This window comes from Serpentinimonas barnesii (assembly GCF_000696225.1).
GTDB classification, from domain to species: domain Bacteria; phylum Pseudomonadota; class Gammaproteobacteria; order Burkholderiales; family Burkholderiaceae_C; genus Serpentinimonas; species Serpentinimonas barnesii.
In genome coordinates this window covers 1-20814 of sequence record NZ_BAWN01000047.1, presented here as the reverse complement: position 1 = coordinate 20814, position 20814 = coordinate 1, and the positions used below count along the sequence as shown (strand labels likewise).

18 protein-coding genes are annotated in these 20814 nt (G+C 67.0%); 7 read left to right on the top strand and 11 right to left on the bottom strand.

The window, feature by feature from the left end; translation table 11 throughout:
- From SRAH_RS11245 to dapD, 4 genes are all read right to left on the bottom strand, one after another.
- The coding region (locus SRAH_RS11245; protein ID WP_029463440.1) for a GAF domain-containing protein at nt 1-868 on the bottom strand (868 nt) is incomplete at its 3' end.
- A gap of 100 nt (nt 869-968) precedes the next feature.
- Nucleotides 969-2159, bottom strand: coding sequence for a succinyl-diaminopimelate desuccinylase (gene dapE, locus SRAH_RS11240; RefSeq protein ID WP_029463439.1), 1191 nt, complete (start codon nt 2157-2159; stop codon nt 969-971).
- A gap of 21 nt (nt 2160-2180) precedes the next feature.
- Entirely contained in the window at nt 2181-3341 is a 1161-nt protein-coding gene (locus SRAH_RS11235; protein WP_029463438.1) for a PilT/PilU family type 4a pilus ATPase, read from the bottom strand.
- A 31-nt stretch (nt 3342-3372) separates the two neighbouring features.
- A complete protein-coding gene (gene dapD / locus SRAH_RS11230) occupies nt 3373-4206 on the bottom strand; it encodes a 2,3,4,5-tetrahydropyridine-2,6-dicarboxylate N-succinyltransferase (RefSeq protein ID WP_029463437.1) in 834 nt (277 codons plus the stop codon).
- 186 nt (nt 4207-4392) lie between these two features.
- Between dapD and smc the strand changes: the two genes are divergently transcribed.
- Nucleotides 4393-7950: a chromosome segregation protein SMC gene (smc, locus tag SRAH_RS11225; protein WP_029463436.1), complete on the top strand. Its 3558-nt coding sequence runs from the start codon at nt 4393-4395 to the stop codon at nt 7948-7950.
- Nucleotides 7947-9026, top strand: coding sequence for a cell division protein FtsZ (locus tag SRAH_RS11220; protein ID WP_369403342.1), 1080 nt, complete (start codon nt 7947-7949; stop codon nt 9024-9026). The genes smc and SRAH_RS11220 overlap by 4 nt, the downstream gene beginning before the upstream one ends.
- A gap of 15 nt (nt 9027-9041) precedes the next feature.
- Here the strand turns inward: SRAH_RS11220 and SRAH_RS11215 are convergent, their stop codons facing one another.
- Entirely contained in the window at nt 9042-9389 is a 348-nt protein-coding gene (locus tag SRAH_RS11215) for an Hpt domain-containing protein (protein ID WP_029463434.1), read from the bottom strand.
- Nucleotides 9390-9500: 111 nt separating this feature from the next.
- On the opposite strand from SRAH_RS11215, the gene SRAH_RS11210 reads away from it, so the two are divergent.
- Nucleotides 9501-11588, top strand: coding sequence for a putative bifunctional diguanylate cyclase/phosphodiesterase (locus SRAH_RS11210; protein ID WP_045477363.1), 2088 nt, complete (start codon nt 9501-9503; stop codon nt 11586-11588).
- A 32-nt stretch (nt 11589-11620) separates the two neighbouring features.
- On the opposite strand, the gene SRAH_RS11205 is transcribed toward SRAH_RS11210, so the two are convergent.
- The 6 genes from SRAH_RS11205 to SRAH_RS11180 form a co-directional block, all read right to left on the bottom strand.
- Nucleotides 11621-14527, bottom strand: coding sequence for a response regulator (locus tag SRAH_RS11205; RefSeq protein ID WP_171816058.1), 2907 nt, complete (start codon nt 14525-14527; stop codon nt 11621-11623).
- Nucleotides 14528-14623: 96 nt separating this feature from the next.
- Nucleotides 14624-15178, bottom strand: coding sequence for an NUDIX hydrolase (locus SRAH_RS11200; protein ID WP_029463431.1), 555 nt, complete (start codon nt 15176-15178; stop codon nt 14624-14626).
- Nucleotides 15179-15211: 33 nt separating this feature from the next.
- Nucleotides 15212-16642 (bottom strand): sensor histidine kinase, encoded by a 1431-nt coding sequence (locus tag SRAH_RS11195; RefSeq protein WP_029463430.1) that lies wholly within the window; start codon nt 16640-16642, stop codon nt 15212-15214.
- A complete protein-coding gene (locus SRAH_RS11190) occupies nt 16639-17322 on the bottom strand; it encodes a response regulator (protein WP_029463429.1) in 684 nt (227 codons plus the stop codon). Before SRAH_RS11190 ends, SRAH_RS11195 begins: the two co-directional genes overlap by 4 nt.
- On the bottom strand, nt 17322-17669 hold the full coding sequence (locus SRAH_RS11185) for a PepSY domain-containing protein (RefSeq protein ID WP_029463428.1): 348 nt from the start codon (nt 17667-17669) through the stop codon (nt 17322-17324). Before SRAH_RS11185 ends, SRAH_RS11190 begins: the two co-directional genes overlap by 1 nt.
- Before the next feature lie 39 nt (nt 17670-17708).
- Nucleotides 17709-18110 (bottom strand): PepSY domain-containing protein, encoded by a 402-nt coding sequence (locus SRAH_RS11180; protein WP_052369204.1) that lies wholly within the window; start codon nt 18108-18110, stop codon nt 17709-17711.
- Nucleotides 18111-18357: 247 nt separating this feature from the next.
- Here SRAH_RS11180 and SRAH_RS11175 point away from each other — a divergent pair, with 247 nt between their 5' ends.
- Genes SRAH_RS11175 through SRAH_RS11160 form a run of 4 tightly spaced genes read left to right on the top strand, consistent with a single transcriptional unit; the run spans nt 18358 to nt 20718 of the window.
- Nucleotides 18358-19497: a YcjF family protein gene (locus SRAH_RS11175; RefSeq protein ID WP_029463426.1), complete on the top strand. Its 1140-nt coding sequence runs from the start codon at nt 18358-18360 to the stop codon at nt 19495-19497.
- Nucleotides 19498-19505: 8 nt separating this feature from the next.
- The gene (locus SRAH_RS11170; protein WP_029463425.1) at nt 19506-19814 is read left to right on the top strand and encodes a hypothetical protein; all 309 of its coding nucleotides are present in this window, start codon (nt 19506-19508) and stop codon (nt 19812-19814) included.
- On the top strand, nt 19805-20446 hold the full coding sequence (locus SRAH_RS11165) for a tetratricopeptide repeat protein (RefSeq protein ID WP_052369202.1): 642 nt from the start codon (nt 19805-19807) through the stop codon (nt 20444-20446). The genes SRAH_RS11170 and SRAH_RS11165 overlap by 10 nt, the downstream gene beginning before the upstream one ends.
- Nucleotides 20446-20718, top strand: coding sequence for a DUF4212 domain-containing protein (locus SRAH_RS11160; RefSeq protein ID WP_029463423.1), 273 nt, complete (start codon nt 20446-20448; stop codon nt 20716-20718). Before SRAH_RS11165 ends, SRAH_RS11160 begins: the two co-directional genes overlap by 1 nt.
- Nucleotides 20719-20814 lie beyond the last annotated feature (96 nt).

Here is a 20814-nt window from a genome sequence, read left to right as displayed (position 1 = left end):
TCAGTGGCGGGTGCCCGGGTGGCAGCCCGCCACGGCGTGGGTCGGTGGCCGGCTGGTTGGCAAACACCGGCTCGCCACTGCTGAGGGCGGCACCAATGAGCGTGCGCAGATTGGTGAACTCCATGCCCTTGGGGGCCATTTCAGCCAAATGGGCCTTGGTGGCCGCGTCCCAGGCAATGTCGGTGATGGCGTAGATTTTGAGGTAGGGCTGGCCGTCGGCACCCTTGAGCACCTCGCCAATGAAGCCGTATTCGCTTTGCGTGAGGGCAAGCAGCCGCTGCAGCAGGCCCTCGAAGCCGGCGTGGCGCTGGCTTTGTCCGGGCAGCGGGGCTTGCAGCGCCGACAAATCGGCAATCTGGTGTTGCAAGGCCTGCAGCTCGGCCTGGGCGCAGTCGGCCAGGTCGCGCAAGGCACGGCGCTGGGCCGGGCTGAGCAGGCGCGGGCGCTGGTCTTTGATGCACAGCATGCCCACGGTGTGCCCGCCTGCAACCCGCAGCGGCGCACCGGCGTAGTAGCGGATGTGCGGCGCGCCGGTGACCATGGGGTTGGCCGCAAAGCGCGGGTCCAGCAGGGTGTCGGGGACCTCGAAAATATCGGTCGCCAAAATGGCGTGGCCGCAAAAAGAAATGGCGCGCTCGGTTTCGCTGGCCTCTACCCCCTGGCGCGATTTGAACCACTGGCGCTCGGCATCCACTAGGGAAATGAGCGCGATCGGCACCTCGAATAAGGCCTGCGCCAGCCGGGTCAGGCGGTCGAAGCGCTCTTCGGTCGCGCTGTCTAGCACACCCAAGGCACGCAAGGCACGCAGGCGCTCCGCTTCGTCCTCGGGCAAGGCGGGGGCGCAATCAGAGGTGCCGACGGTGTTCATGCAAGGGTGGCAGTGGCTTTCAGAGTCAATACATGGCAATCACTTCGGTCGATTCTACACAGCCATCTGCAAACCTTGGCGCAATTTTTTGCCTTGCAGGCTATGTCGCGCTTACAGTATGCCCGGAGTCTGCCGGCTGCGCCAAGCGCTCCATGACCCGGTGGTAGATGGCAGTCAGGGGCTCCAGTTCGGCCAGCGCCACGCATTCGTTGACCTGGTGGATGGTGGCGTTGGGCGGGCCGAGTTCGATCACTTGCGGGCAGATGCGGGCGATGAAGCGCCCGTCGCTGGTGCCGCCGCTGGTCGAGAGCTGCGCCTGCAAGCCGGTGACCTCCCGCACGGCGGCGCGCACCGCATCGACCAGGCTGCCCGCTGGCGTGAGAAAGGGCAGGCCCGAGAGGCTCCAGTCCAGCGCATAGTCGCGCCCGGGCTGCAGGCCGTGGCGCAGCAACAGCTCGGCCACGCGCTGCTGCAGGCCCTCGGGCGTGCTTTCGGTGCTGAAGCGAAAGTTGAAATCGAGCACCGCCGTGCCGGGGATGATGTTGCCCGCCCCGGTGCCGGCGTGCAGGTTGCTGGCCTGCCAGGAGGTGGGGGGGAAGTGGGCGTTGCCCGCGTCCCAGTGGGTGGTGGCGAGTTCGGCCAGCGCCGGGGCCAGCATGTGCATGGGGTTGCGCGCCAAGTGTGGGTAGGCGATGTGGCCTTGCACGCCCTTCACGGTGAGCTTGCCGCTGAGCGAGCCGCGGCGGCCGTTTTTGATGGTGTCGCCGGTTTGCCGCTCGGCCGTGGGCTCGCCCACGATGCACCAGTCGAGCCGCTCGCCACGGCGCTGCAGCTCGTGGCAGACCACCACGGTGCCGTCGTGGGCTGGGCCTTCTTCGTCGGAGGTGAGCAAAAAAGCTAGGTTCAGCGGCGCTTTGGGCTGCGCCGCGACAAAGGCCTCGCAGGCCACCACCATCGCTGCCAGCGAGGCTTTCATGTCGCTGGCGCCCCGGCCGTAGAGTTTGCCCTCGCGCACGCTGGGGCTAAACGGGTCGCTGGCCCAGCGCTCCAGCGCGCCGGTGGGCACCACATCGGTGTGGCCGGCCCAGACCAGGGTTGGGGCCGTGGGGCTGACGCTGCGTTTGGCCCACAGGTTGCTCACGCGCCACTCGGGCGGTCCGCTGTCGATGCGCTCGCAGGCAAAGCCCAGCGCTTGCAGGCGCGCGGCGATCAGATCCAGGCAGCCGGCGTCGGCCGGGCTGATGGAGGGGCGGGCGATCAGTTGCTGGGTCAGGCTCAGGGTGGGGTGCATGGTTGCAAAGGGGGGGCGACTTCAGGCGTCGAACTTGAAGTCGGAAAAGGAAGGGCCGGTGGGGGCGGGCGTCTGGGCTGGGGTTGCTGCGCGGTCGGTCGAGCTTTGCGACCGCGCCTGCACCGACTGGTTTTGCAGCCGCCACATCAGGTTGGTGGGCGAGTCGGCGTGCGCCAAGCCTTCTTGGCGGTCGATTTTCCCCTCCAAGATCAGGCGTGCGATGTCAGACTCAAAGGTCTGCGATTCCTCGGACATGGACTTTTCCAGCGCCTCGCGCACCCCAAAAAAATCGCCTTTTTCGATCAATTCGCTCATCAGGCGCGAGTTGATCATCACCTCCACAGCCGGCACGCGGGCGCCATCGACGGTGCGCAGCAGCCGTTGCGACACGATCGCCTTGAGCGAGGAGGCCAAGTCGTTGAGCATGGTCGGGCGCACCTCGACCGGGAAGAAGTTGAGGATGCGGTTGAGGGCTTGGTGGCTGTTGTTGGCGTGCAGGGTGGCCAGCACCAAGTGGCCGGACTGGGCGTAGGCAATGGCCAGCGACATGGTCTCGCGGTCGCGGATTTCACCGATCAATATCACGTCCGGGGCCTGGCGCAGCGCGTTTTTTAGGGCCACGTAGAGCGAGGCGGTGTCGGTGCCGACTTCGCGCTGGTTGACGATCGAGAGCTTGTTGCGAAACAGGTACTCGACCGGGTCTTCGATGGTCAGAATGTGCCCGCTGCTGCGCGCGTTGCGGTGGTCCAGCAGGGCGGCCAAGGTGGTGCTTTTGCCCGAGCCGGTGGAGCCGACCACCAGCATCAGGCCGCGCTTGGCCATGATCATCTGCGCCAACACCGGCGGCAGTTGCAGCGATTCGAAGGCCGGAATTTCGCTGCTGATGAAGCGCGCCACCACGGCGCAGTTGCCGCGCTGCTTCATGGCGCTGAGGCGGAAACGCCCGACACCGGTCATCGGAATGGCCACATTGAGCTCGCCACTGGCGTGAAACTCCTGCAACTGCGCTTCGCTCACCACCTCGGCCAGCAGTTGCAGCGGGCCATCGACCGGCAGCGGCTGCGGCGTGATGGGGGTGCAGACGCCGTTGAACTTCATCTGCACCGGCGAGGCCGCCGACAGATAGACGTCGGAGGCTTTGCGCTCGCTCATCAGGCGCAGGATTTTTTCCATCGGGCCCATGGGGGACTCCTTGGCAGTGGGGTGGTGGGGCTCAGTCGCGCAGCAGCTCGTTGATGCTGGTCTTGGAGCGCGTTTGCGCATCCACTTGCTTGACGATCACGGCCGCGTAGAGGCTGTAGGGGGCGCCGTTGGCGGCGGTTTTGGGCAGGTTGCCGCTCACCACCACCGACCCGGCCGGCACCCGGCCGTAGCTGATCTCGCCGGTGGCGCGGTTGAAGATCGGGGTGCTCTGGCCCAGATAGACGCCCATGCCGAGCACGGCGTTTTCTTCCACGATCACGCCCTCGACCACCTCGGAGCGCGCGCCGATGAAGCAGTTGTCTTCGATGATGGTGGGGTTGGCCTGCAGCGGTTCGAGCACGCCGCCGATGCCCACGCCGCCGCTCAGGTGCACGTTTTTGCCGATCTGGGCGCAGGAGCCCACGGTGGCCCAGGTGTCCACCATGCTGCCTTCATCCACGTAGGCGCCGATGTTGACGTAGCTGGGCATGAGCACGGCCCCGCGGGCGATGAAGCTGCCCCGGCGCGCCACCGCGGGCGGCACCACGCGCACCCCGGTGGCGGCCAGCTCTTGCGGGCTGAGGTGGGCGAATTTGGTGGGTACCTTGTCGTAAAAAGCCAGCTCGCCGGCCTGGATGATTTCGTTGTCGCGCAAGCGAAAGCTCAGCAGCACGGCTTTTTTGATCCACTGCTGCACGCTCCATTGGCCCACACCCTGGCGGGTGGCGACGCGCAACTGGCCGCTGTTGAGCTGCTCCAGCACCTGCTCGACGGCGTCTTGCAGCTCGCGCGGGGCGTTGCCGGGGTTGAGCTGGGCGCGCTGCTCCCAAGCTTGGTCGATCAGGGTTTGCAAAGTTTGGCTCATGGTGTGGGCTGGAGTGGGTGTGCAAGGCCAAGCAGGGTGCGAAGGCCGTTGGGCAGATTGTATGCACCGGGAGCGTGCGGCTGCAGGGGGTGTGGTTGGGGTTTGTGCGGCTGCAGTTCGTGTCGGGCCCTAAACTACGCACTCCCGTCCCCGTGGCCTTTGCCGGCCCCAAGCGAATCAGCCAGCGTGCGCCTACACACCATCAAACTGTCGGGCTTTAAGTCCTTTGCCGAGCCCACTGCCTTTGGCCTGCCGGGGCAGTTGGTGGGGGTGGTCGGCCCCAATGGCTGCGGCAAATCCAACATCATGGACGCCGTGCGCTGGGTGCTGGGCGAGAGCAAGGCCAGCGAGCTGCGCGGCGAGACGATGCAGGACGTGATCTTCAACGGCAGCGCGCTGCGCAAACCCGCCAGCCGCGCCAGCGTGGAGCTGGTGTTCGACAACGCCCGCCAGCGCGTGCCTGGTGCGTGGGGCCGTTACGCCGAGATCTCGGTGCGCCGCGTGCTCACGCGCGACGGCGCCAGCAGCTACCACATCAACCAGCAGCCGGTGCGCCGGCGCGACGTGCACGACCTGTTTTTGGGCACCGGGCTGGGGCCGCGCGCCTACGCCATCATCGGGCAGGGCACCATCGGTCGCATCATCGAGAGCCGACCCGAAGAGCTGCGGCTGTTTCTGGAGGAGGCGGCCGGGGTATCCAAATACAAGGAGCGCCGCCGCGAAACCGCCGCCCGGCTGCTCGATGCGCGCGCCAACCTGAGCCGGGTGCAAGACATTTTGACCGAGTTGCAGACCCACCGCAGCAAGCTGGAGCAGCAGGCGGCGCAGGCGCAGCGCTACCGCGACCTGCAAGCCCGGCTGCAGCGGCGCCAGCAGCAACTGGCTTGGCTCAAGCTCAGCCAGGCCGAGGCCGATGGGGCGCAGTCGCAGGCCTTGGAGCAGCAAGTGCAGCTTGAACTGGACGCGCAATCAGCGGCCTTGCGCCACCTCGAGGCGGAACTGGAGGCGATGCGGCAGGCGCACTACGCCGCTGGCGAGGCGCTCAACCAGGCGCAAGGGGCCTTGTATGCGGCGGCCGCCGAGGTGGCGCGGCTGGAGGGCGAGATTCGGCATCTGCGCGACACCCGGCAGCGGGTGCAGCAGCGGGTGCAGCAAGTGCAGCAACAGCGCCTGCAGTGGGAGGGGCGCGCCCGCGCCGCCGCCGAGGAGCAAGCGCGCCTGGGGCCGCAAGAGCAGGCGGCGGCCGAGCAGGCCGCAGCGCTGACCGCCCAGTGCCAGCAGCAGGGCGCCGCGCTGCCCGCCGTGCAGGCCGCCGTGCAGGCCGCGCAGCAGCAGCTGGTGCGCGCCCGCCGTGCCCTGAGCGAGCGCCAGCAGGCGCTGGGGGTGCTGGGGGCGCAGCAGCGCGCCACCGAGCAGCAGCGCCAGCAGTGGCAGCAGCGGGCGCAGCGCCTGCACGGCGAAGCCCAGGCGCTGGCGGTGCAGGCCGCCGACGAGGCGCGGCTGGCGCCTCTGCAAGCCGAGTGGGAGCAGGCGCAGCAGCGCCAGCAGCAAGCCCAAGAGTGGCTGCAGCAACTGCAGTTGGAGCAAGCCGATGGGGAGCGCCAGCGCCGCCAGTGCCAGCAACAGGCGCAGGCCCAAGGGCAGGCGCTGGCCCAGTGTCAGGCCCGGCTGGATGCCCTGCAGGCCCTGCAAGCCCGGCTGCAGCAAGCGGGCCAACTGCCGCAGTGGCTGGCCCGGCAGGGCTTGCAAGGGCACGCGGCGCTGTGGCAGCGGCTGCGGCCGGCCCCGGGCTGGGCCACGGCGATCGAGGCCGCCTTGCGCGAGCGGGTGCAGGCGCTGGAGCTGCCCAACCTAGAGGCGGCGCTGGCGCTGGCCGATGCCGACCCGCCGGCGGCGCTGGTGCTGTTTGCGCTGCCGGGTGGGGAAGCCAATGCCGCCCAGCGTGCCAACGCCGCACCCGCGCTGCAGCCGCTGGCGCAGCACCTGCACTGCCCCGAGCCGGCCTTGCAGGCGCTGTTGGCACGCTGGCTCAGCCCCTGCTGGGCGGCAGCCAGCTTGCCCGAGGCGCTGGCCGCCCGCGCCACGCTGGGCCGCAGCGAGCTGATCTACACCCCGCAAGGGCATAGCGTGGGCGCGCAGCACCTGGCTTTTTACGCCGCCGCACCCGAGCAATCGGGTTGGCTGGAGCGGGCGCAAGAGATCGGGCAGTTGCAGCAGCAGCTGCGCGGCTTGCAGGGGCTGGCCGAGCAAGCGCGCCAGGCCCAGGCCGGGGCAGAGGCCGCTTGCAGCCAAACCAGCCAGCGTTTGCAACAGGCCCGCGCCCAAGCCAGCGCCGCCCAGGCCCAAGCCCATGCGCTGCAAGTCGAGCTGCTGCGCCTGAGCCAGCAAGCCGAGCACCGGCAGCAGCGCGCCGCCCAATTGGCGCAAGAGCGCGCCGAAGCCGAGCAGCACGTGCAGCAGTTGCAGGTGCAGCAGCAGCATGTGCAGGCCCAGCAGCAGGCGCTGCAAGCCGAGCTGGCCGGGCAGCAGCAGGCCCAGCAGCAGGCCGAAGCCGAGCAAACGCGGGCCGAGCACGCGCTGCAGCAGGCCAGCGCCCAGGCGCGCGCGCTGGAGCGCCAGGCGCAAGAGGCCGAATTTGCCCGACGCAGCCTGCAGGCGCGGGCCGATGAACTGCAGCGCAACCAGGCAGAGGCTGCGCAGCACGGGGCCGAACTGGCCGGGCAGGCGCAGCAGGCGCTGACTGAGCTCGACGCCCTCTCCGACGCCGCCGCGCAGGCGGCCTTGCAGGTGGCGCTGGCGGCCAGGCACCGCTGCGAGCAAGAATTGGGTGCGCGGCGCAGCGCCCACGACGGCCTGAGCGCCGACTTGCGGGCCAGCGATGCGCGCCGCTTGCAGACCGAACACGGGCTGGCGCCGCTGCGCGCTCGCCTGAGCGAGCAGCAGTTGCGGCTGCAGGCGGCGCAACTGAGCCAGCAGCAGCAACGCCAGAGCCTGGAGGAGGCGGGGGTAGACGTCCACGACGGGCAGGTTTTGCAGGCCCTGGCACGCAGCGTTGAGGCCGATGGGGTGCAACTGGCCAGCCTGCCGGCGCAGGTGCAGCGCAGCCAGCGCGAACTCGAGGCCTTGGGCGATGTGAACCTGGCCGCGTTGCAGGAGCTGGCCGTGGCGCAGCAGCGGCTGCAATTTTTGGGCGCGCAAAGCCACGATTTGCAACAGGCCATCGACACCCTCGAGGGGGCGATCCGCACCATCGATATCGAGACGCGCAGCCTGCTGGGCCAGACCTTCGAGGCTGTGAATGGGCAATTTGGGCGTATATTCCCCGAATTGTTCGGCGGTGGGCGCGCGCAGCTGCAGTGGAGCGAGGGCGAAATCCTCGAGGCCGGCGTGCAGGTGCTGGCGCAGCCGCCGGGCAAGAAAAACCAGACCATCCACCTGCTCTCGGGCGGCGAAAAGGCGTTGACCGCGATTGCGCTGGTGTTTGCCATTTTTCACCTCAACCCAGCGCCGTTTTGCCTGCTCGACGAGGTCGATGCGCCGCTGGACGACGCCAACACCGAGCGTTATGCCAAACTGGTGACCCGCATGAGCAGCGAAACCCAGTTTTTATTCATCAGCCACAACAAAATCACCATGGAAATGGCGCAACAACTCATCGGTGTCACGATGCAAGAGCAAGGCGTCTCGCGCATCGTGGCCGTGGACCTGCAATCGGCCCATGACTTGCTGGAGGTGCAAGCATGATCACGCCCTTGCAAGCCGGCTTGTTGCTGCTGGGGCTGGCGCTGCTGGTGGCGCTGTTGCTCTACAACCTCTGGAACGCCCGGCGTCAGCGCCCGCGCCGCCCCGATGCCGCTGCGTCGGCGCCGTTGCCGCCGGGTGGGCCGGCCGAACCCGGTTTGCGCCTCGACCCGGTGCTGGGGCCGCTGGCGCAGCAACCGCCCGCAGGTGGGCAGGATGCCAGCGCCGTGCCAGACCTGCCCAAGGCGGTGCAGCCGCAACAGGTGCTCGATGCCCGGCTCGACGCCATTGCCCTGTTGCTGAGCGATCAGCTGGTGTCGGGGGACGCCGTGCTGGCCGCTTTGCCAGTGAGCCGGCGCATAGACGGCAAGCCGTTTTATGTTGAGGCCCAAAACACCCAATCGCAGCAGTGGGAGCTGCCGCGCCCGGGCGAGCGCTACCACACCTTGCGCGCCGGCATCCAGCTGGTGAACCGGGCCGGCGCGCTCAACGAGATCGGGTTTTCCCAGTTCATCCAGCGCCTCGATGAGCTGGCCGACAGCCTGCAACTGCGCCCCGAATACCCCGACATGATGCAAGAAGTGGCGCGCGCCCGCACGCTCGATCAGTTTGCGCTGGCACACGACGCGCAGTTGTCGTTTTATGTGCGCGCCCGGCGGGCCGCCTGGAGCCCAGGTTACCTGACCCAGCACGCGGCGCGGGTGGGGTTTGTGCCGGGCTTGTTGCCGGGCCGTTTGGTGCTGCCTGCCAGCACAGCGGGTGCGGCGGCGGTGCTGGTGTTGCAATACGAGACCCAGGCCGCCTTGGCCGACGACCCCGAGCAAGTGGTGCTGAACCAGTTTTCTATTGCGCTCGACGTGCCCCACGTGGCACGCAGCGAGCGCCCCTACGTGCGGCTGCGCGAGTCGGTGCAGCAGTTGGCGCACAGCATGGAAGGGGTGGTCTGCGACGGCGCCGGCACCCCCTTGCAGGGCGATGCCATGGACCAGATCGGGGCCGAGCTGGAAGCCCTGTGCGAGGCCCTGCAAGCGCGCGAACTGGCGCCCGGTTCGGTGCTGGCGCGGCGCTTGTTTAGCTGATGGACCCGGCAGACTTTAGCCCAGCAAAAAACCCCCATCGCGCATGGCCTGCAGGGTTTGCTGCCCCACCGCGGGCATGTCAGCAAAGGCGTTGTGGGCTTCGGTGGCAGGCGGGTGCAGCGCCGCGCGCTCGACCATGGCAGCCAGTCGGGCCAGCTCTTGGGCGCCAAGGTTGGCGCTGCTGCCCTTGATGGCGTGCGCCAATTGCTGGGCGGCGGCCATGTCGTGGTTGGCCAACAGCGCCCCCAGCCGCTCAATTTCAGCGGGCAACTGTTGGGCATACATCTCGGTGATCGGGTAGAGGTCCTCACCCAAAATCGATTTGAGTTCGGTCAGCGAGCCAAGATTGAGTGGGGCGTTCATGGGCTTGAGCGGGTGGGGGGACAACGCATTTTAGGGCGCTGGCGAGGGTGTGGGGTGGGTGTGGGGTGGGTGTGCAGGGTTGTGGGGCTGCCAGGCTTTAAAATGTTTGCCATGAACACCATGTGTGCGGCGCCTGCGCGTTTGCTGATAGTTGATGACGACTTGCCCACGCGCATGGTGTTGCGCCGCCTCATGGCGCGCCAAGGCTATGTGGTTCTGGAAGCGGGCAACGGCCGCGAAGCGCTGGAGCAGGTGCGCCGCTCCCGCCCCGATTTGGTGCTGATGGACGTGATGATGCCCGAGCTGGACGGCTACGCGGCCTGCGCCCAACTGCGGCGCGATGATGGCGACGACTCACTGCCCATCATCATGCTCACCGGGGCCGACGAACTGGAATCGATCGAACGGGCCTTCAACGCCGGGGCCACCGACTTCATCACCAAGCCCATCAACTGGGCCTTGCTCAGCGAGCGCGTGCGCTATGCCTTGCGCACCGGGCAGCTCAACCGCGAACTGCGCCGCAGCCGCATGCGCGAGCTGTCGGTGCGCCGCATCGCGGGCTTGGGCGACTGGGAATGGAGCCTTGCCGATGGCGTACTGAGTTGGAGCGCTGAATTCGAGTCGATCACGGGCCTGCCCCAGCAACGGGTGAACGGTATCGAGCAGTTGCTGACTCAAGTTCACCCCGATGACCAGCGGCGGCTGCAGACCGCCCTGCAACTGGCGAGCGAGCTTGGCGCTCGGCTGGATTTGGAGTTTAGGCTGCTGCATGCCGAGCGCGAGCATGTGTTGCGCCTGGTGGGCGAGCGCGGCAGCCAAGGGGCCGAGGCGGCGGTGGTGTTTGGGGTGTTCCAAGACGTGACCCAAACCCGGCGCGCCGAAGCCATGGTGGATTTTCTGGCCCTGCACGATGACGTGACCGGGCTGGGCAACCGGCGCCTGTTTTTGAACCAATTGGCGCAGTTGCTGGGGCAGGGGCAGAGCCCGCCGGTGCTGTTGGTCGGGGCCATCGACGTCTCGCGCTTTGCACGCTACAACGACTCGCTGGGCCGCTTGGCCGCCGACAAGCTGTTGGCGGCCTTTGGGCAGCGTTTATCGGATTTTTTGCACAACCTGGGCGGCAGTTTGCTGGCCCGAATCGATGGCGACGAGTTCGGCGTCTGCTTTGCAATCGATCAAATCGATACCGCAGGCCAGCGCTTTGGCCAATTGCTGCACTGCTTACAGGCCCCGTTTCGGGTTGAGGGCCAAGAGTTGTTCCTGTCGTGCAGTGCCGGTTTTTCCTTGTTTCCCGCGCATGGTGCCGAGCCAGAGGCGCTGCTGCTCAAGGCGCAGGAGGCGCAGCGGCTGGCGCGCAAACAGAGCCGTCCCTTTCTGGGTTTTGAGCCCGATGCAGAGGGCACCCAGCGCCAGTTGCAGGAGTTTGAACTGGAGCGCGACCTGTATCAAGCGCTGGAGCGCGGGCAGTTTTTTTTGGTGTACCAGCCGCAAATGGACTTTGCGCGCAACCGCATCACCGGGGCTGAAGCGCTGCTGCGCTGGCGCCACCCGCAGCGCGGGGTGATTCCACCCATACGCTTCATAGGCTTGCTCGAAGAAACCGGCCTAATCAACGAAGTGGGCGCGTGGGTGCTGCAGCAAACGTGCGAGCAAGTGGCGCAGTGGCAGCGCGGCGGGTTGGAGGTGCGCGTGGGGGTCAATTTGTCGCCGCGCCAGTTTTTGCAGCGCGATCTTTGCGCGCAGGTTCAGCAGGCCCTTGAAGCCGCTGCGGTTGACCCAAATTTGATTGAACTAGAAATCACCGAAAGCCTGGCCATGCAGGAAGTGGGCCACACCATTGGCCTGCTGCAGCAGTTGCGCGCGCTGGGGCTCAAAATTGCCATCGACGATTTTGGGGTCGGTCACTCGTCGCTCGAATACCTGTTGCGCTTTCCCATCGACGTGATCAAGGTTGACCGGGCTTTTGTTTCCCATATCACCTCGCGCGTCGGTGATCGGGCCATTGTGCGCTCCATCACCGTGTTGGCGCAGTCGCTGGGTTTGAGTGTGATTGCTGAAGGGGTGGAAACCCAGCGCCAATGCGACTTTTTGGAGGCGCTTGGGGTGGCGCAGGTGCAAGGTTACCTGATAGGCAAGCCCATGCCGGCTGAGCAGTTTGAGCAATTGGCGCGCAGCTTTAAGCGCGGCGCGGCCAGCTAGCAGGCCGATTCATTGGCCGCCTTGCTGCCGCCTCACCCGCGCGGGCGGTAGTAGGCGCGCAGCACCTCGTACAGGCGCTGGGGGTCAATCGGCTTGTCCAGGTGTTCGTTCATGCCCAAGGCGGCGCAGCGCTCGGATTCTTCGGCCATGGCGTGCGCCGTCAGGGCCACGATGGGCAAATCATCAAAAGCCCGCTCGGCGCGCAAGCGCTGGGTGGCGGTGTAGCCGTCCATCACCGGCATTTGCAAATCCATCAGCACCAAATCGTAGTGTTGCGGGCCGCGCTCGCTTAGCCTTTGGTAGGCTTGGGCGCCGTCGCCCACCACATCGACGGCCACCCCCGCACTTTGCAGCAGCTTGACGGTGAGCAACTGGTTCACCGGATTGTCTTCGGCCAGCAGCACCCGCATGCCCAGCAGGGTCTGGGTCTGGCTGTCGGAGTGCCCTGAATGCAGGGCAGCAGGCGCCACCGCCTTGGCTGCTGGGCTGCGCAGCAGGGCACGCAGGTGCTCGGGCAGCACCGGCTTGGTCAAGACCCGGTGTACGCCAAGCCGCTTGGCTTCTTGTTTGATGGCATCGGCTTCGTGTGAGCTGACCACCACCAATTGGGGGCAGCGCGCCAGCCGGCCCGCTTGCACGGCCTGTTGCAGGGCAGACAGAAACGCCGCGCCATCCATGTCCGGCATCATCCAGTCGATAAAGCAGTAGTCATACGCCTGTTCGGTGCACAGGTGCTGCAGGGCCTGTGTGGCGCTGGTTTCGCTGCGCGCGTCCAAGCCTAGGGATTGCAGCAGACCCACCAACACCGTGCAAGCCAATTCGTTGTCGTCCACCACCAGGCAAGAAAGCGCCACGCTGGAGAAGGTCTCGGGTGCCCCCTCGTCAACTTCGGTGGGTTGCAAATCGAGCTCAACGCCAAAGGTGCTGCCCACGCCGGGCTGGCTTTGCACCTGCACCTGCCCGCCCATCAAATCAAGCAGTCGGCGGGTGATTGCCAAACCCAGCCCGGTTCCACCAAAACGGCGTGTGGTGGAGCCATCGGCTTGGCTAAATTCCTGAAATAGGTTGGCGATTTGCTCTTGGGTCATGCCTATGCCCGTGTCAGTGACGCGAAACTCCAACCGCACCGGGAGTCGCCCAGGCTCGGACAGCACGCGCACCGCCAGCACCACCTGCCCAGCGTGCGTGAACTTAACCGCGTTGGAAAGCAGATTGGTCAAAATCTGGCCCAGGCGCAACGGGTCGCCATAAAAGCTGCGGTGCTGATGCAGCAGTTCGGCGTCTTTGATGTCGAGCAGCAGCTCCAGCCCCTTGTCAACTGCCGCTTGGCGCACCATCACGAGGCTGTTGGAGAGCACGTCTTCAAGCCGAAACGGCACCCGCTCCAAATCCAGCTTGCCGGCTTCGATTTTTGAAAAGTCGAGGATGTCGTTGAGGATGCCCAGCAGCGAGGTGCCGGCCCGGTGGATGTTGGCCACGTATTCGCGCTGTTCGTCGTTGAGCGGGGTTTTGAGGGCCAGATACGACATGCCGATGATGGCGTTCATGGGGGTGCGGATTTCGTGGCTCATATTGGCCAAGAACAAACCCTTGGCCTTGTTGGCCTGCACCAGGTTTTCGTGCGAGTGGCGCAATTCGCCGATGCTCTGGTTGATGCCCTCTTTGAGCGCGAGCAGATCGCCGACGTAATGGCCGTGCATGGGTTGCTCAAAATCGCCCTTGGCCGCAGCGGTGACGGCGGCCGTGGCGTCTTCGAGTGCCCGGGAGAGTTGCTCGAGCATGGCGTTGAAGCTGGCCTGCACCCGGCCGATTTCGTCGTTGCGGTCGGATTGCAGCCGCTGGTCAAAGCGCCCATCCTCAAGGGTTTGGCGCATCGCGCGACCCATGGCTTTCATGGGCGTGATGACGATGCGGCGCACATCGCGCAGCACCACCGCCGCCATCAGCAACACCACCGAGATCACGGCCCCCATCACGAGCACGACGAGCAGCACCTTTTCGTCCATCAAGGCCTGAATTGGGGCCGGATCGAGCAGCAGCAGGTGGTAGCCAATGGCTTGTGCGTCGTCGTCGTGCAGCGGTGCAACGACCACAAACCAATCACCGATGAAGGCGTGATCTTGCACCGCGCTCAGCGTGGGCCAGTGCTGCTGCAGCCACTCCAGTGGCATGGCGTCGAACCACTCGCTGTGGGCCAGCATATAGCCCGGCGCAATGCGCGGATTGGCCGCGATGGCCGGTGGGAGCTGCCCGCCATAGCGCGCCAGCAGCACGCGCTCGTCGAGCACCGCCATCCAATGGATGCCTTGCTCGCGCAGTTCCAGCACCACCGGACGCGCGGTTTGCTTGATCGACACAAAGCCAAGCAAGCGGTCTTGGTCGGGCACCGGCGCAAAACCGATCACGCCCGGTTCGGCGCTGCCCACGCTGAAGCGGGCGATCGCCTTGCCCGTGCTGCGCGCCACATCGACCAATGGGTTGGTCGAGCGCAAATCGCCGAGGTCCGGGTCCCAAGAGCGCGCCATGATGCGCTGTTCTGGGTCTAGCACCGCGCCGCGCACCTCGGTGTAGTTGGAGAGCCGGGCGAAGTCTTCGGTGATCGAGCGCAGGGCGTCGAGCATGAGGGTGCGGTCGCCGGATTGCAGGCCCTGCACCACGCCGGAGCGGCGCGCCAAGCCCACGGCGATGCTCTCGACCGAGGTTTGGGTCGATTGCAGGCGCAGCTCCAGTTCCTGCAGCGCCATGGTGGCGGCCACGTCTTGGTCGTGCTGGATGTTGTTTTGCAGCACCGAGGCGTAGATCACCCAGCCTATGGCGGTTACGCTGAGCAAGGTGATGAGCAGCACCCGAACAAACAGCATGCCAAACAGCGTGGTTCGGGAACGGCGGCGGCGTTCCAGAGCGGGAGCGGGCAGGGTGGGTGTAGGGGATTTTGACATCGGCATGCGCCTACGAATAGCCAATATATGACTGGCTTAACTTTAGCCTATAAACCAAGCTAGGGCTTAGAGCAAGCTCTATGCAGGCGGCGCAGGTCAAGCGATCTCGCCGTTGTGCACCCCAAACTGGCCCCGGCGCCGGTCGGCAAAGTAGTGCTCCAGCGTCACCTTGACGGTGCGAAACGCCAGCTCGTCCCACGGGATTTGGTCTTCGCTGAACAGCCGCGCCTCGATGGTTTCGTGGCCGGGGTCAAACTGGTCGCTTAGCAGCCGGGCGCGGTAATACAAATGCACCTGGCCCACACGGGCCACGCTGAGCACGGTGAACAAGCCCTGCAGCTCAATTTGCGCCCCGGCTTCTTCGATGGTTTCGCGCACCGCACCTGCGGCGGTGCTCTCGCCCAGTTCCATGAAGCCGGCTGGCAGCGTCCACTTGCCGCGCCGGGGCTCGATGTTGCGCAGGCACAGCAGCACCTGCTCGCCCTCGGCGCCCCAGACCGGCACCGTGCCCACCACGTTGAGCGGGTTTTCGTAGTGCACGGTGCCACAAGCCGGGCAGATGGCGCGCACCCGGGTGTCGCCGTCGTCGGGCAGCCGGTGCTGCACCGCCGCGCCGCACTGGCGGCAGTGTTTAATGGGCGAATGCGTCATGGGTGATAAGTGTAGTGGTTGCTGGGCGGCGCTTCAGGCGGGTGGCCGCACCATCCCATTCTTGCTTGGCCAGACCAGGGTCGCGGCCAGCCCGCCCAGGGCCGAGCGCTGCAGTTGCACCTGCCCGCCGTGCAGTTCCATGATGTCGCGCACGATGTCCAGCCCCAAGCCGGTGCCGGGCTGGCGCTCATCCAGGCGCACGCCGCGCTCGAGGGCGCGTTGCTGCTGCGCGCTGCTCAGGCCCGGGCCGTCGTCTTCTACGCTGATCTGTGTGCCGTGCTCGGGCGTGCGTTGCAAGCGGATGCGCACCGTGGAGCGGGCCCATTTGCCGGCGTTGTCGAGCAGGTTGCCGAGGGCTTGTTGCAGGTCTTCTTCGGCACCCGCGAAGCAGGCGTCGCTGCCGTCGTGCCACAGTTCCCAGTGCAAGGGCTGGCCAGCGGCGGTGGGCGTGGCGTAGATTTTTCGCATCACGCGCAGCAGGCCTTCGAGCACTGGCAACACCGGTGTGCGCTGGCCCGCCAAGGCAGCGCTGCCCAAGCGGGCGCGGTGCAGGTGCCAGTCGAGCTGGCGGCCGATGCTGGCCAGTTGTTCGCGCATGGGGTGTTGCAGCGCCTCGGGCACGGCGTGGCTGGGCTCTTGCAGCAGTTGTTCGAGCACCGCCAGCGGGGTTTTGATGGCGTGTGCCAAGTCGCCCGCGCTGCGTTTGGCCCGCACTGCGGCCTGTTGCTGGTGTTCCAGCACGCGGTTGAAGTCTTGCACCAGGGGCAGCACCTCGGCCGGAAACTGGCCCTGCAGCCGCTGCGCGCTGCCGCTGTGCAGCGCTTGCAGGGCCTGTTGCAACTGGCGCAAGGGGCGCAGCCCCAAGGTGGCTTGCGCCCACGCGACCGCCAGCAGCGCCAGGCCCAGAATCAGCAAAAACAGGCCCATCTGGCGTGCAAAACCCTGCACGGCGTGCTCCAGCGCGGTGCTTTGGCTGGCTACCAGCAAGCGCCACACTTCGGTGGGCTGGCCGGCGGCGGGACTGAGGTAAACGCTGCGTTCGAGTGCCAGCAGGGTCTGGCCGGCCGGGCCGCTGAGGGTGTGCCGGTGCAGGGCGCCGTCGGTGGGTGCGGGCGTGGCGGGCTGTAGGGCGCTGTCCCACAGCGAGCGCGAGCGCAGCAGGGTGCTCGCGTTGGCAGAGCCGGGGCCGATGCGCTCGATCTGCCAGTACAGGCCGGAGTAGGGTGTGCGCCAGCGCGGGTCGCTCAAATCGCCTTGCACGCTGGGGCCGTTGGGGGCGGCGGGGTCGAAGCGCACCGTGAGCTCGTCGAGGTAGAGCTGCAGTTGCTGATCGAATTGGGCCGTTGCATGCTGGCGAAACAAGCCCGCCAGCAGCAGCGCAGCCAGCAGCAAGGCCAGCACCACGGCCGCCCACGTGACGGCCAGCAGTTGCCAGCGCAGGGAGCGCGCGCCCACGGCTTTCATGGCGGCGCTGCAGCCGTGGACGGGGCGCAGCAGAGCCGGTAGCCAAGGCCGCGCACGGTTTCGATGCTCGCTTCGGGCAGTTTTTTGCGCAGCCGGGCCACGAACACCTCGATGGTGTTGGAGTCGCGCTCGTTGGCGTCGTTGTACAGGTGTTCGGTCAGTTCGGTTCGGGAAACGGTTTGCCCGGGGCGGTGCATCAGGTAGGCCAGCAGGCGCAATTCGTGCGCCGTCAGCGCCAGCAACTGGCCGTCGAGCGTGACGCGGGCGCTGCGCGTATCGAGCGTCAGGGCTCCGCACTGCAGCAGCGCCGATGCAATGCCTTGGGCGCGGCGGATCAGGGCGCGCAGCCGCGCCAGCAGCTCTTCGCTGTGAAAGGGCTTGCTGAGGTAGTCGTCGGCACCGGCATCTATGCCAGCAACTTTTTCATGCCACTGGTCGCGCGCCGTCAGCAGCAGCACCGGGGACTTGACGCCTTCGCTGCGCCAGTGTTTGAGCACACTCAGTCCGTCGAGCAGTGGCAGCCCGAGGTCGAGCACGATCACGTCGTAGTCCTGCACGCCGCCCATGAACCAGGCCTGGCGGCCATCGGCCGCGTGATCGACCGCGTAGCCGGCAGCGGTCAGCGTCTGGCGCAATTGGGCGCTCAGGGCCGGATCGTCTTCGACCAGCAGGATGCGCATCAGCGTCGCTCCCGGCTGCGCCGCAACACGCTGCCATCGCGGGCATCGACTTCGAGTTCGAGCAAACCGCCGCTGGCTTGCAACAGCTTGATTTCGTAAATCCAGCGCCCGTCCTCGCGCTCGAGCTCGACTTCGAGCATGTGGCCGGGGTGCAGGCGCTGCACCCGCTCCAAAATTTGCCCCAGCGGCAGCACCTCGCCCGCCAGCAAGGCGGCGCGGGCGCGGTCGTGGTCGTGGTCGCGCTCGCGGCCTGCGTTGCTGTCGGCCAAGGCCGGCAGCGCGGGCAGGGTGGCCAGCGCCAGCAGGCTCAGGGCCAGCGCCAGGGCGAGCAGGGGGCGGTGGATCATGGGGCGTGCCTGGTGCGTGGCGGCGCGGTGCAAGCCCGTTTAGTTGGCTTGCGCAGGTGTGGCCGGGGCGGCTGCCGGGGTGGCCGGCTGAGCAGCCGGCGCCGGCGTGCCCCAACGGCGCTCTTCACGCCGTTGCAGCACGCTGGCATCGCGGGCGTCGAGCTCGAGCCGGACCACGCCACTTTGAAGGGGCAGCAGTTTGATCTCATAAACCCAGCGATTTTGCTCCAAGTCGAGCTCGGCTTCCAGCACATGGCCAGGGTGTTGCGCGCTCAGGCGCTGCAGCACGGCGGACAGGGGCAGGATGTCACCAGCAGCCAGCGCCGTGCGGGCGCGCTCGGCTTCGCGTCCGTCACTGGAGGCCATGGCCGGGCTGGCGCTTAAGGCGGTGATGGCGCACAAGGAGAGGAGGGTGAGGGTTTTCAGGGTGAAGGTTTTCATGGTGATTTCCTTGAGTGGGTTGCGAAGTGTGCGAGCCCTTTGGAGCCCGCGTTTGCATTGTGCGAACCCCTGGCTGAACGCAAGCTGAACGCGCGCTTCAGCTTGCGCACAGGTGTGGGTGGCCGGCACTTGCGCGGGGTTTGCTTGCTGGAACGAATATCGTCGTGCACTGCCATACCGTCTCGCCACGCAGCCACTCATAGGGGAAGAGATAATGCCGCTTGCTCCACACACTAGGATTTGCCCCATGAACCCGCAAGCCCAACGCGCCCTGCTCACGATTTTGGTCCATGCCGCCATGGCCGATGGCCAAAAGGCCGACAGCGAGCGCCAGTTCATTCGCGAGCTGGCCCAGCAGCTCGACGCCGAGGCCGGTGCCGCACAGTTGTCGCAGGCGCTGCAAGATGCGCTGCTCAAGCGCGTTACGCTGGCGCAGGCGGTGGCGCAACTCGAAGACGCTGAGCAGCGCCAACTGGCTTACGAATGGGCGCTGGCGGTGTGCGACGCCGACGGCGTGGCCAGCACCGCCGAGCAGGCGTTTTTGTCGCAACTGCGGGCGCAGCTTGGGCTGACCGGCACGGCGGCGGCGCAAGAGCTTGAGCAACTGGAGCGGCAAACCCACTCGGTAGCCGCGGCCGCCTATGCCGACGATTTTCTGGATGACGAAGAGCCGCGTGCGCCCGCCGCAGCCCCTTCCGCATGGGCCAGCGCCGCACCCGCCGCCCTAGTGGCCGCCGGAGCTGCGGCGGTGGGGGCGGCCGCCATGGCGGCCCGTTCGGGGGGCGCAGCGGGCCGCCAAGCAGGGCAGCAAACCGGCCTGCAATCAGGCGCCCAGGCGGGTAGCCAGGCTGGCAACGCCTTGGCCGCCAGCAACCCGGCGCTGGATTCGATGATCCTGCGCTACGCCATTCTGAACGGCGCGCTGGAGCTGCTGCCGCAATCGTGGGCCACGGTGGCGATCATCCCGCTGCAGGTCAAGATGGTCTATCGCATCGGCAAGGCGCACGGGGTGGCGCTGGACCAAGGGCATATCCGCGAATTCATTGCCGCTGCCGGGGTGGGGATGGGGTCGCAGTATTTGGAGCAGTTTGGGCGCCGCCTGCTGGGTGGCTTGGTGGGCAAAATGGCTGGGCGCACGGTGGGCGGATTGGCTGGGCGCGCCACCGGGGTGGCGTTTTCCTTTGCCACCACCTACGCGCTGGGCCAGTTGGCCAAGCGCTACTACGCCGGCGGGCGGGTGATGTCGGTCGATGTGCTGCGCCAAACTTTCCAAGGCCTGCTGGGGCCGGCCAAAAACCTGCAACAGCAGCACCTGCCCGAGATCCAAGCACGGGCGCGCACCCTGAACGCGGGCGAGGTGCTGCGTCTGGTCAAGGGCGGTATTTGATTGGCCCCATGTTGTTGCTCGCCTCCGCCCTCAAGCTGATTGCCGAACTGGCCTTGCTGGCTTTGCTCGGGCGCTGGGTGTTGGCGGCCGGGTTGCGCCGCCTGGCCCCGCAGGCGCTTGATTCGAATGTGTTTCTGTGGCTGCTCGACACCCTGTGCCGCCCGTTCGTGACCGTAGCGGGCTGGTTGACGCCGCGCTGGGTGCTGCGCCAGCACCTGCCGCTGGTGGCTTTTTGCCTGCTGGCCGGGCTCTGGTTGGCGGCCACCGTGCTCAAGCTGCAGTGGTGCCTGGAAGTGGGGCTGGAGCAATGTCGCTAGCGCGCGCGGCGGCCTCTGCGTGGCAAGGGCTGGGGGCGGCCTTGGCGGGCGCGGCCACCTTGCTGGGCGGGCAGGGCTTGGGGGCGCGGGTGTGGCTGGGGTGCTGGCGGCGCAACCACCACGACGCCGCCGCGCTGGCCGCACTGGCCTATTGGCGCGCCCGCAATGGGCGTCTGCGCGCCGCCTTGCGCTGGCAAGGGCGCTGCGTGCAACTGAATCCCCAGAGCGGCCCAGCGCATTTCAACCTCGGCTTTTTGCTGGAGCAGTTGCAGCAAGACGAGGCCGCCCGGCGGGCTTTCGAGCGCGCCACCGAACTGGCGCCGCAGCTCGATCTGGCTTGGTTTGGGCTGGCGCGCTGCCTCGAACGCCAGCATCGGCTCGACGAAGCCTTGCAGGCCTACCAACGCAACGCCGCGCTGCAACCCTGGAGCCCGCACGCGCACGCGGCGATGGCGCGGCTGCAGCAGCGGTTGGGGCGCCCCGAGCAGGCGCAAGCCCTGATCGCGCACCTGCGCGGCTTCGAGCCCCGGGTGGCGGCCGCTTTGCAGCGGGAGTTGCAGCCCAACGGTCCCGGGCAGGGCAGGGCGGCGGCGCATCCCTTGGGCGTGCGCGCGGCGCAGGAGGCGGCCTGATGCGCGACCGGGCCTTGTACTGGCGCCGCATCAAGGCGCTGACGCTGCTGCTGTTGCTGCTCTGGTTGGGCGTCACTTTCGGAGTGAGTTTTTACGCCCGTGAGCTGAACTTTGCGTTTTTTGGCTGGCCCTTCGGGTACTGGGTTGCGGCCCAGGGGGCGATCGTGGTTTATGGCCTGCTGATCGCGCTCTACGCTTGGGTGGCCAATCGGCTCGATGACCTGCATGGCGTCAGCGAGCCGCCCGATATCCATGAGCCCGGGCGGCGCTGAGATGAGCATGCCCCCACGCTCGCTGCGCTCGCTGCCCCCCGAGGGGGCGCTTCAGTGGCTTCGGGCGGCCGGGCGCCACTGAAATGAACATGCCCC

Coding starts and splice junctions, on each gene's coding strand:
- SRAH_RS11170 (WP_029463425.1), top strand. CDS start 19,506: ATGTTGTTGCTCGCCTCCGCCCTCAAGCTGATTGCCGAACTGGCCTTG.
- SRAH_RS11210 (WP_045477363.1), top strand. CDS start 9,501: ATGAACACCATGTGTGCGGCGCCTGCGCGTTTGCTGATAGTTGATGAC.
- dapD (WP_029463437.1), bottom strand. CDS start 4,206: ATGAGCCAAACTTTGCAAACCCTGATCGACCAAGCTTGGGAGCAGCGC.
- SRAH_RS11175 (WP_029463426.1), top strand. CDS start 18,358: ATGAACCCGCAAGCCCAACGCGCCCTGCTCACGATTTTGGTCCATGCC.
- SRAH_RS11235 (WP_029463438.1), bottom strand. CDS start 3,341: ATGGGCCCGATGGAAAAAATCCTGCGCCTGATGAGCGAGCGCAAAGCC.
- SRAH_RS11180 (WP_052369204.1), bottom strand. CDS start 18,110: ATGAAAACCTTCACCCTGAAAACCCTCACCCTCCTCTCCTTGTGCGCC.
- SRAH_RS11220 (WP_369403342.1), top strand. CDS start 7,947: ATGATCACGCCCTTGCAAGCCGGCTTGTTGCTGCTGGGGCTGGCGCTG.
- dapE (WP_029463439.1), bottom strand. CDS start 2,159: ATGCACCCCACCCTGAGCCTGACCCAGCAACTGATCGCCCGCCCCTCC.
- SRAH_RS11160 (WP_029463423.1), top strand. CDS start 20,446: ATGCGCGACCGGGCCTTGTACTGGCGCCGCATCAAGGCGCTGACGCTG.
- SRAH_RS11165 (WP_052369202.1), top strand. CDS start 19,805: ATGTCGCTAGCGCGCGCGGCGGCCTCTGCGTGGCAAGGGCTGGGGGCG.
- SRAH_RS11195 (WP_029463430.1), bottom strand. CDS start 16,642: ATGAAAGCCGTGGGCGCGCGCTCCCTGCGCTGGCAACTGCTGGCCGTC.
- SRAH_RS11190 (WP_029463429.1), bottom strand. CDS start 17,322: ATGCGCATCCTGCTGGTCGAAGACGATCCGGCCCTGAGCGCCCAATTG.
- SRAH_RS11185 (WP_029463428.1), bottom strand. CDS start 17,669: ATGATCCACCGCCCCCTGCTCGCCCTGGCGCTGGCCCTGAGCCTGCTG.
- SRAH_RS11215 (WP_029463434.1), bottom strand. CDS start 9,389: ATGAACGCCCCACTCAATCTTGGCTCGCTGACCGAACTCAAATCGATT.
- SRAH_RS11205 (WP_171816058.1), bottom strand. CDS start 14,527: ATGTCAAAATCCCCTACACCCACCCTGCCCGCTCCCGCTCTGGAACGC.
- SRAH_RS11200 (WP_029463431.1), bottom strand. CDS start 15,178: ATGACGCATTCGCCCATTAAACACTGCCGCCAGTGCGGCGCGGCGGTG.